This window comes from Streptomyces sp. NPDC053560, from assembly GCF_044544605.1.
Lineage (GTDB): Bacteria > Actinomycetota > Actinomycetes > Streptomycetales > Streptomycetaceae > Streptomyces.
Window position 1 is genome coordinate 202926 of record NZ_JBITXI010000007.1, and the last position, 12308, is coordinate 215233.

The 12308-nt window shown below is 72.8% G+C and carries 12 protein-coding genes; 7 read left to right on the forward strand and 5 right to left on the reverse strand.

Annotated features, from left to right (window positions below; translation table 11 throughout):
* Positions 1 to 136: 136 nt before the first annotated feature.
* Genes ACIGQF_RS18750 through ACIGQF_RS18765 form a run of 4 tightly spaced genes read right to left on the reverse strand, consistent with a single transcriptional unit; the run spans position 137 to position 5827 of the window.
* Positions 137 to 1291: an acyl-CoA dehydrogenase family protein gene (locus ACIGQF_RS18750; protein WP_399711676.1), complete on the reverse strand. Its 1155-nt coding sequence runs from the start codon at positions 1289 to 1291 to the stop codon at positions 137 to 139.
* A gap of 11 nt (positions 1292 to 1302) precedes the next feature.
* Positions 1303 to 2256 carry a hydroxymethylglutaryl-CoA lyase gene (locus ACIGQF_RS18755; RefSeq protein WP_399711309.1) on the reverse strand — a complete coding sequence of 318 codons (954 nt, stop codon included), beginning with the start codon at positions 2254 to 2256 and terminating at the stop codon, positions 1303 to 1305.
* A complete protein-coding gene (locus tag ACIGQF_RS18760; protein WP_399711311.1) occupies positions 2253 to 4199 on the reverse strand; it encodes an acetyl-CoA carboxylase biotin carboxylase subunit in 1947 nt (648 codons plus the stop codon). The genes ACIGQF_RS18755 and ACIGQF_RS18760 overlap by 4 nt, the downstream gene beginning before the upstream one ends.
* 11 nt (positions 4200 to 4210) lie before the next feature.
* Positions 4211 to 5827: a carboxyl transferase domain-containing protein gene (locus tag ACIGQF_RS18765; RefSeq protein WP_399711313.1), complete on the reverse strand. Its 1617-nt coding sequence runs from the start codon at positions 5825 to 5827 to the stop codon at positions 4211 to 4213.
* A gap of 85 nt (positions 5828 to 5912) precedes the next feature.
* On the opposite strand from ACIGQF_RS18765, the gene ACIGQF_RS18770 reads away from it, so the two are divergent.
* From ACIGQF_RS18770 to ACIGQF_RS18785, 4 genes are all read left to right on the forward strand, one after another.
* Positions 5913 to 6518, forward strand: a complete 606-nt coding sequence (locus ACIGQF_RS18770) for a TetR/AcrR family transcriptional regulator (RefSeq protein WP_399711315.1) — start codon at positions 5913 to 5915, stop codon at positions 6516 to 6518.
* 160 nt (positions 6519 to 6678) lie between these two features.
* Positions 6679 to 7836: an acyl-CoA dehydrogenase family protein gene (locus ACIGQF_RS18775; protein ID WP_399711317.1), complete on the forward strand. Its 1158-nt coding sequence runs from the start codon at positions 6679 to 6681 to the stop codon at positions 7834 to 7836.
* Between the two features lie 22 nt (positions 7837 to 7858).
* Positions 7859 to 8749 carry an acyl-CoA thioesterase II gene (locus tag ACIGQF_RS18780; RefSeq protein ID WP_361562819.1) on the forward strand — a complete coding sequence of 297 codons (891 nt, stop codon included), beginning with the start codon at positions 7859 to 7861 and terminating at the stop codon, positions 8747 to 8749.
* A 46-nt stretch (positions 8750 to 8795) separates the two neighbouring features.
* Entirely contained in the window at positions 8796 to 9761 is a 966-nt protein-coding gene (locus tag ACIGQF_RS18785) for a cation diffusion facilitator family transporter (protein ID WP_399711320.1), read from the forward strand.
* 16 nt (positions 9762 to 9777) lie between these two features.
* On the opposite strand, the gene ACIGQF_RS18790 is transcribed toward ACIGQF_RS18785, so the two are convergent.
* Positions 9778 to 10575: a phosphatase gene (locus ACIGQF_RS18790; protein ID WP_362207880.1), complete on the reverse strand. Its 798-nt coding sequence runs from the start codon at positions 10573 to 10575 to the stop codon at positions 9778 to 9780.
* Between the two features lie 179 nt (positions 10576 to 10754).
* On the opposite strand from ACIGQF_RS18790, the gene ACIGQF_RS18795 reads away from it, so the two are divergent.
* From ACIGQF_RS18795 to speB, 3 genes are all read left to right on the forward strand, one after another.
* The gene (locus ACIGQF_RS18795; protein WP_399711325.1) at positions 10755 to 11120 is read left to right on the forward strand and encodes a hypothetical protein; all 366 of its coding nucleotides are present in this window, start codon (positions 10755 to 10757) and stop codon (positions 11118 to 11120) included.
* Entirely contained in the window at positions 11105 to 11230 is a 126-nt protein-coding gene (locus ACIGQF_RS18800; RefSeq protein ID WP_399711678.1) for a CU044_2847 family protein, read from the forward strand. The genes ACIGQF_RS18795 and ACIGQF_RS18800 overlap by 16 nt, the downstream gene beginning before the upstream one ends.
* Positions 11231 to 11324: 94 nt before the next feature.
* Positions 11325 to 12305, forward strand: coding sequence for an agmatinase (speB, locus tag ACIGQF_RS18805; protein ID WP_399711327.1), 981 nt, complete (start codon positions 11325 to 11327; stop codon positions 12303 to 12305).
* Positions 12306 to 12308: the final 3 nt, after the last annotated feature.

Here is a 12308-nt window from a genome sequence, read left to right on the forward strand (position 1 = left end):
CGCGCGCCGCGGCGCCGCCCCGGCGGGGGGTGGCGTGGGGAACCTACAACGCCCGCCCCCCCCCCCCCCCGGGGCCGGGGGGGGGGGGGGGGGCCCGGGGGGGGGGGCCCCCCCCCGCCCCCCCCCCGGAGGGGTGTTACAGCCCGAGCTCCCGCGCGATCAGCATGCGCTGGACCTCGCTGGTGCCCTCGCCGATCTCCAGGATCTTGGAGTCGCGCCACATGCGGGCGACGGGGTACTCGTTCATGAAGCCGTAGCCGCCGTGGATCTGGGTGGCCTCGCGGGCGTTGGTGACCGCGATCTCCGAGGAGTACAGCTTCGCCAGCGCGGCCTCCTTCTTGAAGCGCTCGCCGTGCACCAGCCGGGAGGCCGCGTCGCGCCAGGCCAGCCGGGAGGTGTGGGCGCGCATCTCCATGTCGGCGAGCTTGAACTGTATGGCCTGGTTCTCCCCGATCGGCTTCCCGAAGGACTTCCGCTCCTTGGCGTACCGCAGCGACTCGTCCACACAGCCCTGCGCGAGCCCGGTGGCCAGCGCCGCGATGGCGATCCGGCCCTCGTCCAGGATGCGCAGGAACTGGGCGTACCCGCGGCCCTCCTCGCCCAGCAGGTTGGCGGCCGGCACCCGCACGTCGGAGAAGGACAGCTCGCGGGTGTCGGAGGCGTTCCAGCCGACCTTGGAGTACGGGGCCGCGACCGTGAAGCCGGGGGTGCCGGCGGGCACGATGATCGCGGAGATCAGCGGGCGGCCGTCCTCCTTGTGGCCGGTGACGGCCGTGACCGTGACCAGCCCGGTAATGTCCGTGCCCGAGTTGGTGATGAAGCACTTGCTGCCGTTGATCACCCACTCGTCGGTGGCCGCGTCCAGCCGCGCGGTGGTCTTCGTGCCGCCCGCATCCGACCCGGCCTCGGGCTCGGTCAGCCCGAACGCGCCCAGCATCTCGCCCGAGCAGAGCTTCGGCAGCCAGGTCTGCTTCTGCTCCTCCGTGCCGAAGTGGTACAGCGGCATGGCGCCGAGCGAGACGCCGGCCTCCAGGGTGATCGCGACCGAGGAGTCGACCCGGGCCAGCTCCTCCAGGGCGATGCCGAGCGCGAGGTAGTCGCCGCCCATGCCGCCGTACTCCTCGGGGAAGGGCAGCCCGAAGAGGCCCATCCGGCCCATCTCGCGCACGATCTCGTAGGGGAACTGGTGGTTCTCGTAGAACTCGCCGATCTTCGGCGCGACGACGTCGTGGGCGAACGCCTCGACCGTGGTGCGGAGTTCCTCCAGCTCGGAGGGGAGGCGGTGGTCCAGTGACATGGGGGTCACTCCTTGTGGGAGTCGAGGGAGGAGGAGAGGGCGCGGACGGTGCGGGACGGGCTCGGCCGGCCCAGCCGCTCCGCCATCCAGACGCTGGTGGCGGTCAGCCGCTCCAGGTCGACCCCGGTCTCGATGCCGAGGCCGCGGAGCATCCACACCAGGTCCTCGGTGGCGAGGTTGCCGGTGGCGCTCTTGGCGTACGGGCAGCCGCCCAGGCCGCCCGCGGAGGCGTCGACGGTGGTGACGCCGTGCTGCAGCGCGGCCAGGGTGTTGGCCAGCGCCTGTCCGTAGGTGTCGTGGAAGTGGACGCCGAGCACGTCCGTGCCGACGCCCGCTTCGTTCAGCGCGTTGAGCAGGGCCGTGACATGGCCGGGCGTGGCGACGCCGATGGTGTCGCCCAGGCTCAGTTCGTCGCAGCCCTGGTCCAGCAGCGCGCGGCAGACCCGTACGACCTGGGGGACCGGCACCGGGCCCTCCCAGGGGTCGCCGAAGCACATGGAGAGGTAGCCGCGGACGTGCGCGCCCGCCGCCTTGGCGCGGGTGACGACCGGCGCGAACATCGCCAGCGCCTCATCCACCGTGCGGTTGAGGTTGGCCTTGGCGAAGGACTCGGTAGCGCTGCCGAAGACCGCTATCCGGTCCGCGCCCAGGGCCAGCGCGCGGTCCAGGCCGCGCTCGTTCGGTACGAGCACCGGCAGCCGTACCCCGGGGACGTCGCGCACCATCGGGAACAGCTGCTCGGCGTCGGCCAGTTGGGGCACCCACTTGGGGTGCACGAAGCTGGTCGCCTCGACGGTGTCCAGCCCGGCGGCGGCCAGCCGGCGGACGAACTCGGCCTTGATCTCGGTGGGTACCACCGTCTGTTCGTTCTGGAGGCCGTCCCGCGCGCCCACCTCGTGGATGCGGACCCGGGCGGGGAGCCCGGGGGCGGGTACGGACATCGGCAGTCCCGGCGTCATCGCTGGTCCTCCTCCGGCTCGTCGGGGGTGATCACGGCCAGCACCTGGTCCATGGCGACCGTGCTGCCCGGCGTCACATCGAGTTCGGCGACGGTGCCGGCGTGCGGCGCGGAGATGACGTGCTCCATCTTCATCGCCTCCACCACCAGCAGCCCCTGCCCGGCCTCGACCCGGTCCCCGACCGCGGCCTTGACCACCGTGACCGTGCCGGGCATCGGCGCGGTGAGCGAGTCGGCGCCGTGCGCGCCGGCCGCCCCGGCGAGTGTGGCCGCCACCGGGTCGTGGTCCCGCACATGCCAGGCGTCGCCGTCCCGGCCGAGCCAGTCCCCGGCCCGTACGAAGGTGTGGCGTACGCCGTCGACGGTGACGGCCACCCGGTCCTCGGCGACCCGGCCCCGGCCGGCGGCGCGTACCGGCTCCTGGCCCGGCACCCGCAGCCAGAAGGCGGGCGGGGTCGGCTCGCCGCCCATGCGCCAGCCGCTCGGCACGGAGAACGGGTCGGTCCAGCCGTCCCCGGACGCGACCGGCTCCAGCGCCGCCTGCCGCACCGCGGCGCCGGCCGCGTACACCTCGTCCGGCACGCCCCCGTCCACCAGGCCGTCCGCCTCGCGCTCCACCAGGCCGGTGTCCAGCTCCCCGGCCACGACCGCCGGGTGGGCCAGCAGGCGGCGCAGGAAGCCGGTGTTGGTGGGCACCCCGAGGATGACCGTCTCCGCGAGCGCGGCCCGCAGCCTGCGCAGCGCGGTCGCCCGGTCCGGGCCGTACGCGATCACCTTGGAGAGCATCGGGTCGTACAGCGAGCCGACCTCGGTGCCCTCCGAGAGGCCGGAGTCCGTCCGCACCCCGTCGCCGGACGGCTCGTGCAGCGCGAGCACGGTGCCGCCGGAGGGCAGGAAGCCGCGGGAAGGGTCCTCGGCGCAGATCCGGGCCTCGACGGCGTGCCCGGTCAGGGTGATGCCGTCCTGGCCGTACGGCAGTTCCTCGCCCGCCGCGACGCGCAGCTGCCACTCGACCAGGTCCAGCCCGGTGACCAGCTCGGTGACCGGGTGCTCGACCTGGAGGCGGGTGTTCATCTCCATGAAGTAGTACGAGGCGGGGTCGTCGCCGGGGACGATGAACTCGACGGTGCCGGCGCCGACATAGCCGCACGAGCGGGCCGCTTCCACGGCCGCCGCGCCCATCGCCGCGCGCGTCGCCTCGTCCAGCAGGACGCTCGGCGCCTCCTCGATGATCTTCTGGTGGCGGCGCTGGAGGGAGCACTCGCGCTCCCCGAGGTGGACGACGTTGCCCTGCCCGTCGGCCAGGATCTGGATCTCGATGTGGCGCGGGCGGTCCACCCACCGCTCCACCAGCAGGGTGTCGTCGCCGAAGGAGCCGCGGGCCTCGCGGCGGGCCGCCGCGATCTCGTCGGCGAGCAGCGCCTCGTCCCGTACGAGCCGCATGCCCTTGCCGCCGCCGCCCGCCGAGGGCTTGAGCAGCACCGGCATGCCGATCTCCCGTGCGGCGGCGGCCAGTTCGGCGTCGGTCAGCCCGCTGCCCGAGGAGCCCGGTACGACGGGTACGCCCGCGGCGCGCACCGTCTCCTTCGCGCGGATCTTGTCGCCCATCAGCGAGATCGCGTCGGCGGGCGGGCCGATGAAGACCAGCCCTGCGTCGGTGACCGCGCGGGCGAACGCGGCGTTCTCCGCGAGGAAGCCGTAGCCGGGGTGGATCGCCTCCGCGCCCGTGCGGGCCGCCGCTTCGAGGAGGCGCTCGATGGAGAGGTAGCTCTCCGTCGCGGGCGGGGGGCCGATGCGGACGGCGGTGTCCGCCTCGCGTACGTGCCGCGCTTCGGCGTCCGCGTCGCTGAAGACGGCGACCGAGCGGATGCCGAGGGACCGGAGGGTGCGGATGACGCGGACCGCGATCTCGCCGCGGTTGGCGACCAGGACTGTGCTGAACATGGTGGAGGTCCTCACATCCGGAAGACGCCGAAGGCGGGGTCGGTCAGCGGGGCGTTGGCGCAGGCGGTGAGGGCCAGGCCCAGTACCTGCCGGGTCTCCATCGGGTCGATCACGCCGTCGTCCCAGAGCCGCGCCGACGCGTAGTAGGCATTGCCCTGCTGGTCGTACTGGGCGCGGATCGGGTCCTTGAAGGCCTCTTCCGCCTCGGCGGGCCACTCCTCGCCGCGCGCTTCGAGCTGGTCGCGCTTGACGGTCGCCAGGACCGAGGCGGCCTGCTCGCCGCCCATGACGGAGATCTTGGCGTTCGGCCACATCCACAGGAAGCGGGGGCTGTAGGCCCGGCCGCACATGGAGTAGTTGCCCGCGCCGTACGACCCGCCGATGACGACGGTCAGCTTCGGCACGCGGGTGCAGGCCACGGCGGTGACCATCTTGGCGCCGTGCTTGGCGATGCCGCCCGCCTCGTAGTCCTTGCCGACCATGAAGCCGGAGATGTTCTGGAGGAAGACCAGCGGGATGCCGCGCTGGTCGCACAGCTCGATGAAGTGCGCGCCCTTCTGGGCCGACTCGGAGAAGAGGATGCCGTTGTTGGCGACGATGCCGACCGGGTGGCCGTGCAGGTGCGCGAAGCCGGTGACCAGCGTCTGGCCGTACTCGGCCTTGAACTCCGCGAAGCGCGAGCCGTCGACGACGCGCGCGATCACCTCACGGACGTCGTAGGGGGTGCGGGAGTCGGTGGGGACCATGCCGTACAGCCCGGCCGGGTCCGCCTTGGGCTCCTCGGCCGTCCACACGGTCCAGGGGAGGGGCGCCCGCTCGCCGAGCGTGGAGACGATGGTGCGGACGATGCGCAGGGCGTGCGCGTCGTCCTCGGCGAGGTGGTCGGTGACGCCGGAGGTGCGGGAGTGCACCTCGCCGCCGCCCAGCTCCTCGGCCGTGACGACCTCGCCGGTCGCGGCCTTCACCAGCGGCGGGCCGCCGAGGAAGATCGTGCCCTGGTTCCGCACGATCACCGCCTCGTCGCTCATCGCGGGGACGTAGGCGCCGCCGGCCGTGCAGGAGCCGAGAACGGCGGCGATCTGCGGGATCCCGGCACCGGACATCCGGGCCTGGTTGTAGAAGATCCGCCCGAAGTGCTCGCGGTCGGGGAAGACCTCGTCCTGCATGGGCAGGAAGGCGCCGCCGGAGTCGACCAGGTAGACGCAGGGGAGGCGGTTCTCCAGCGCGACCTCCTGGGCACGGAGGTGCTTCTTCACGGTCATCGGGTAGTACGTGCCGCCCTTGACCGTGGCGTCATTGGCGACGATCACCACCTCGCGGCCCGAGACCCGGCCGATGCCCGCGATGACGCCGGCCGCCGGGGCGGCCCCGTCGTACATCCCGTCCGCCGCCAGCGGGGCCAGCTCCAGGAAGGGCGAGCCCGGGTCCAGCAGGCTGTCCACCCGGTCCCGGGGCAGCAGCTTGCCGCGTGCCGTGTGCCGCGCCCTGGCCTTCTCGCCGCCGCCCTGCCGGGCCGCCGCGAGCTTCGCGCGCAGCTCGTCCACGAGTGCGCGGTGCGCGGCCTCGTTGGCCCGCCAGGAGTCGGCAGCGGGGTCGGCCGCCGTCCCCAGTACCGGAGCCTGCTCCATCGTCGTACCCGCCCCTTGTTAGTGGTCGTTAACACGATTGCGTTCAGGTTAACGAGCACTAACCCGCCTGTCTACAATTGGAGCCATGAGCAGCACGAAGGCCCCCGCCGCCGTCAGCCGCCGCGAGCAGATCCTCAAAGAGGCCGCGCGGCTCTTCGCCGAGCGGGGATTCCACGGCGTCGGCGTGGACGAGATAGGCGCCGCGGTCGGGATCTCCGGTCCCGGCCTGTACCGCCACTTCGCCGGCAAGGACGCGATGCTCGCCGAGCTGCTGGTCGGGATCAGCGAGCGGCTGCTGGACGGCGGTCGGCTGCGGGTCGCCGACGGCGGTGAGAGCGCCGAGCAGGTGCTGCACGCCCTCATCGAGGGGCATATCGACTTCGCGCTGGACGACCGCCCGCTGATCACCGTGCACGACCGGGAGCTGGACCGGCTGCGCGAGGCGGACCGCAAGCGGGTCCGGCAGCTCCAGCGGCAGTACGTCGAGCTGTGGGTGGAGGTCGTCCGCGAGGTCTACCCGGCCTGCACCGAAGCCGAGGCGCGGGCCGCCGTGCACGCCGTCTTCGGCCTGCTGAACTCCACCCCGCACCTGAGCCCCCGGGCCAGCCTGCCGCCCCGTACGGCCACGGAGGACCTGCTCAAGCGGCTGGCCCTGGGCGCCTTCGGCGCGGCGGCGGGCCGGGACGGCTGAGTACCGCCACTTCCACGGGCCCCGTCGGCAGCGATGCCGGCGGGGCCGCTGTGTTCCAGGCGACGCGGGGGACCCCTGGACAGAAAACGTGACTGCCGGGTAGCTTTCGCTGAGCAAGCGCTTAGCCAGCGTAGTGATTCAGGATGTCCAGGAGGCGGCAGTGCAGCGGACGGTATTCAACGAGGACCACGAGGCGTTCCGGGACACCATCCGCGCCTTCATCGAGGCCGAGGTCGTCCCCGTCTTCGACGACTGGTTCGCGGCCGGGCAGGTGCCCCGCGAGTTCTACTACAAGCTCGCCGAGCTGGGCCTCTTCGGCATCAACGTCCCCGAGGAGTTCGGCGGCGCCGGCCTGGAGTCGCACAAGTTCGAGGCCGTCCAGTACGAGGAGACCGCCCGCGCGGGCGTGAACTTCGGCGGTTCCGGCGTGCACGTGCTGCTCGCCCTGCCCTACATCAAGATGCTCGCCACCGACGAGCAGAAGAAGCGCTACCTGCCGAAGTTCGTCTCCGCCGAGGAGATGTGGGCGCTGGCGATGACCGAGCCGGGCACCGGCTCCGACCTCGCGGGCATGAAGACCACCGCCAAGCTCTCCGAGGACGGCACGCACTACGTCCTCAACGGCGCCAAGACCTTCATCACCGGCGGCGTGCACGCCGACCGCGTGATCGTCTGCGCCCGTACCTCCGCGCCGAAGGAGGACGACCGCCGCTTCGGTATCTCCCTCTTCGCCGTCGACACCAAGTCCGAGGGCTACTCCGTCGGCCGCAAGCTGGACAAGCTCGGCCTGAAGACCTCCGACACCGCCGAGCTGGCGTTCGTCGACGTGAAGGTGCCGGCCGAGGACCTGCTCGGCGAGGAGAACAAGGGCTTCTACTACCTCGGCAAGAACCTGCCGTCCGAGCGCTGGGGCATCGCCTACGGCGCGTACGCGCAGGCCAAGGCCGCCGTCCGGTTCGCGCAGCAGTACGTGCAGGACCGCACCGTCTTCGGCAAGACCGTCGCGTCCTTCCAGAACACCAAGTTCGAGCTGGCCGCCTGCCAGGCCGAGGTGGACGCCGCCGAGGCCGTCGCCGACCGCGCCCTGGAGGCCCTGGACGCGGGCGAGCTGACCGCCGCCGAGGCCGCCTCCGCCAAGCTGTTCTGCACCGAGGTCGCGCACCGCGTCATCGACAAGTGCCTCCAGCTGCACGGCGGCTACGGCTACATGAACGAGTACCCGATCGCCCGCCTGTACGCCGACAACCGCGTCAACCGCATCTACGGCGGCACCAACGAGGTCATGAAGTCGATCATCGCCAAGTCGATGGGCCTCTGAGGTCCCGCCTAGGCTGACGTCCGTGAACGACGCACTGGAATCCCTCCTCGATCTGCTCACCCTGGAGCGGATCGAGGAGGACATCTACCGCGGGCAGTCCCGTCCCGCCGTGGTCCCCCGGGTCTTCGGCGGCCAGGTGGCGGCCCAGGCGCTGGTCGCGGCGGGCCGTACGGTCCCCGCCGACCGGCCGCCGCACTCCCTGCACGCGTACTTCCTGCGCCCCGGGGACCCGGGCGCGCCGATCGTCTACACCGTCGACCGGATCCGCGACGGCCGCTCCTTCACCACCCGCCGGGTCGTCGCCGTCCAGCACGGCCAGCAGATCTTCCACCTCACCGCGTCCTTCCACGCGCACGAGGAGGGCATGGAGCACCAGGAGCCGATGCCCTCGGTGCCGGATCCGCTGACCCTGCCCACCGCCGCCGAGATGCTGCCGCGCTACGCGGACCGCTTCGTCGGCGAGGGCGTCGCCCAGCGGCTGCTGGAGGCCCGTGCCGCGGTCGACCTGCGGTACGTCGACGAGCCGCCCTTCGCCACGGCGGGCCAGGTGCGCGAGCCCCGGTCGCAGGTCTGGTTCCGTACCCAGGGGAAGCTCGACGGGGACACCGGCATCCCCCGGCCGTTGCTGGACATCTGCCTGGTCACCTATGTCTCCGACATGACGCTGCTGGACTCGGTGCTGCTCGCCCACGGGCGGGGCGGCTGGGCTGTGGGTGACGTGGTGGGCGCGAGCCTGGATCACGCGATGTGGTTCCACCGCCCTCTGAAGGCGGACGAGTGGCTGCTGTACGACCAGGAGTCGCCGACCGCGCAGGGCGGCCGCGGGCTGGGCAAGGGCCGGATCTTCACCGCTGAGGGACAGCTCGCGGTGTCGGTGATCCAGGAGGGCGTGATCCGCGCGCCGCGCGCCTGAGCCGCCTTCCGCCGGCCACCCGGCGAATCGGGCATACTGCCGCTCCATGGGCAGCGCGGAGGACGCCGGTAACACGGCCGGGGACGGTACGGGCGAGAGCACCGTCACCGTCCTCGTCGCCGCGGGGGCCAATCTCGGCATCGCCGCGGCCAAGACCGTGGGCGGCATGGTCAGCGGGTCCAGCGCGATGCTCTCCGAGGCCGCGCACTCCGTCGCCGACACGGTCACCGAACTGCTGCTGCTCACCGCACTGAAGCGCAGCGCCCGGCCGGCCGACGAGGACCACCCGCTCGGCCACGGCCAGGAGCGCTACGTCTGGGCGCTGCTCGCCTCCGTCGCCACCTTTGTGGGCGGCGCCGTCTTCTCCGTGTACGACGGGATCCACACCCTCACGCACGGCGAGGAGCCGGGCGATCCGCTGGTCTCCTACGTGATCCTCGCCGTCGCCTTCCTGCTGGAGGGCTACTCGCTGCGCACCGGGCTGCGGCAGGCGCGCGGCGAGGCGGCGCGCCTGCACCGGCCGCTCGGCCACTACCTGCGGCGCACGCCGGACACCACCGTCAAGGCCGTCGTCATGGAGGACTCCGCCGCGCTGGTCGGGCTGCTGCTGGCGGCCGGCGGCCTGCTCGGCGGACAGCTCACCGGGTCGGGCGTCTGGGACGGCGTCGCCGCGATCCTGATCGGGCTGCTGCTGGTGTACGTGGCGTGGGTGCTGGGCCGCAGCAACGCCCAGCTGCTCATCGGCCGCTCGCTCCCGCCGGACGTCCGGGACGCCGTACGGGAACGGCTGCGGGCCGTGCCGCAGGTGGCGGACGTCCTGGAGCTGGTCACGCTGGTCCAGGGGCCGGGCGAGGTGCTGATCGCGGCGAAGGTCGACTTCCGCGACCTGGCGACCGCCACGGAGATCGAGTGGGCCTGCGAGGAGGCCGAGCGCGACCTCCGTGCCCGTTTCCCGGCGGTGCGCCGGGTCTTCCTGGACCCGACACCGGGGCGCGGGCGGGCGGCCCCCTGAGACGCCGCCCGCCGGGTCAGTCCGTCAGCCCCGCCGCGTTCAGCAGGTACGCCGTCAGCGGGTCGTAGTAGCGCGGGCTGCGGACGTGGTCGTCCAGCGGGACCGTGACCTGGAGGGTGCCCTCCGCCTCGGCCAGGAAGAGCGCCGGGTCGTTGGAGTCCGCGTAGCCGACCGCGTCGATGCCGCGCTGCCCCGCGCAGCCCGCCCAGCCGTGGTCCGCGACCACCAGGTCCGGCAGCGGCTGCCCCGCCCGCTCCAGCCCGTCCAGGATCGCCGTCATCGGGCCCGGCGAGTGGGTGTGCCACAGCGTCGCGCCCCGCTCCAGCATCGCCACCTGGCCGAACTGGAAGACCACGCCGTCGTCGGCGGTCAACCCGTCCGGGACGACCACGATGTCGCAGCCCCGCGCCCGCAGCGCGGCGGCCGTGGCGATGTGCACGTCCAGCAGCCCGCCCGGGTGGCCGGTGGCGAGCAGCACCCGCCGCTGCCCGGCCGCGGCCTTGCGCAGCACCGCCGCCATCCGGTCCAGCGCGGCCACCGTCAGCTCGGGGTCGATGGTGTCCTGGCCGTGGCGGTGGTCGGGGTCGTCATTGACGCCGCAGCGCTCGGCCATCACGGCGAGCACGTCCTGCTCGTCTCTCCACCGGTCGCCCAGTTCCAGGCCGAACCAATAGTGACGGTCGCCGTTGGCGAGCTTGCGGTAGTGGTCGAGGTTGTTCTCGCGGGGCGTGGCGACGTCACCGGCGATCCGGGTGCGCACGAGGTGATCGATCAGTTCGGCGCGGCTGGGAGCAGGGGCGGAGGTTATCGGCATGAAGCCCATTGTGCCGGGGCGGATCGGCCGGAGGCGGGCGAGTTCCACTGCCCGGACATCCCGCGCCCCCCTCGTGCCTACGATCGCGGTGTTCCGGCGGCTCGGTACGGCGAGGGGAAGCAGGGGGGACGGCGAGGGGAAGCAGGGGGGACAGGCGGGCGGCCGGACCGCTGTGGCAGGTGCGGATCAGGCGGGCGGAGGACGGGCCGGTGCTCGGCGGGGGCGTGCTGTGCACCAAGGCGGCCCGCGGCCCGGACGACGACCGGATGTACCCATGGGGCAGCGCCTTCGAGCGGGTGCGCTGCCAGGGGAGGACGAGCGGCTCCGCCGGGCGTGTCGGGATGGTGCCGACGCCGCCGGTCGGCTCGCTGCCCGGCGGTGAGTACCCCTGGGGCGTGCGGGAGATGAGCGGCAACGTCAACGCGGACGGCACCACGGACTTCGACCGGGCCCTGGAGGGGGTACGGGGCGCCGCCGTGCGGCCCTGCGCTGCTTCGGCTCGCCGGCCCAGCGCCCGGAGGAGGCACAGATCCAGTTCGGCGTGAAGCTCACCGCGCAGGCCGGCGCGGTGATCACGAAGACGGGGGCGGAGGGGCACCTTCAGGTGGCGGTCACCCGGTCCGGACAGCGGGCGGCGGCACCGGAGACGTCCTGAGCGCGCGCCGCATGGACGTCATGTCGAACGGCCCCTTGTCACCTCACGGATATGTCCATGGGGCGAACGCCGTCCCGACCCTACGCTCGGCGCCATGACCTCCGCATCTGCCGCTTCCTCAGAGCCCGTCGGCCCCGTCGACTCCTCCCGCGTCCCGCGCTACGCCGGCCCGGCGACCTTCGCCCGGCTGCCGCGCATCGACGAGGTCGGCGGCCGCGCCGATGTGGCCGTCGTGGGCGTCCCGTTCGACACCGGTGTCTCCTACCGCCCCGGCGCCCGCTTCGGCGGCAACGCCATCCGCGAGGCCTCCCGCCTGCTGCGCCCGTACAACCCGGCCCAGGACGCCTCCCCGTTCGCGCTGGCCCAGGTCGCCGACGCGGGCGACATCGCCGCCAACCCGTTCAATATCAACGAGGCCGTCGAGACGGTCGAGGCCGCGGCCGACGACCTGCTCGGCACCGGCGCCCGCATGATGACCCTCGGCGGCGACCACACCATCGCGCTGCCGCTGCTCCGCTCGGTCGCCAAGAAGCACGGCCCCGTCGCGCTGCTGCACTTCGACGCGCACCTGGACACCTGGGACACCTACTTCGGCGCCGAGTACACCCACGGCACGCCGTTCCGCCGCGCGGTCGAGGAGGGCATCCTCGACACCTCGGCCCTCTCGCACGTCGGCACCCGCGGCCCGCTGTACGGCAAGAAGGACCTCACCGACGACGAGAAGATGGGCTTCGGCATCGTCACCTCGGCGGACGTCATGCGCCGCGGCGTGGACGAGGTCGCCGACCAGCTCCGCCAGCGCATCGGGGACCGCCCGCTGTACATCTCCATCGACATCGACGTGCTGGACCCGGCGCACGCGCCCGGCACCGGCACCCCGGAGGCCGGCGGCCTCACCTCGCGCGAACTGCTGGAGATCCTGCGCGGCCTGGCCTCGTGCAACCTGGTCTCCGCCGACCTGGTCGAGGTGGCCCCGGCGTACGACCACGCCGAGATGACCTCGGTCGCGGCCTCGCACACCGCGTACGAGCTGACCACGATCATGAGCCGGCAGATCGCGGCGGCGCGCGGCTGACCC

Bases quoted from the DNA above. Each gene is read 5' to 3' on its own strand.
- ACIGQF_RS18755 (WP_399711309.1), bottom strand. From the start codon at position 2,256: ATGACGCCGGGACTGCCGATGTCCGTACCCGCCCCCGGGCTCCCCGCC.
- ACIGQF_RS18760 (WP_399711311.1), bottom strand. From the start codon at position 4,199: ATGTTCAGCACAGTCCTGGTCGCCAACCGCGGCGAGATCGCGGTCCGC.
- ACIGQF_RS18770 (WP_399711315.1), top strand. From the start codon at position 5,913: ATGAGCAGCACGAAGGCCCCCGCCGCCGTCAGCCGCCGCGAGCAGATC.
- ACIGQF_RS18785 (WP_399711320.1), top strand. From the start codon at position 8,796: ATGGGCAGCGCGGAGGACGCCGGTAACACGGCCGGGGACGGTACGGGC.
- ACIGQF_RS18790 (WP_362207880.1), bottom strand. From the start codon at position 10,575: ATGCCGATAACCTCCGCCCCTGCTCCCAGCCGCGCCGAACTGATCGAT.
- ACIGQF_RS18765 (WP_399711313.1), bottom strand. From the start codon at position 5,827: ATGGAGCAGGCTCCGGTACTGGGGACGGCGGCCGACCCCGCTGCCGAC.
- speB (WP_399711327.1), top strand. From the start codon at position 11,325: ATGACCTCCGCATCTGCCGCTTCCTCAGAGCCCGTCGGCCCCGTCGAC.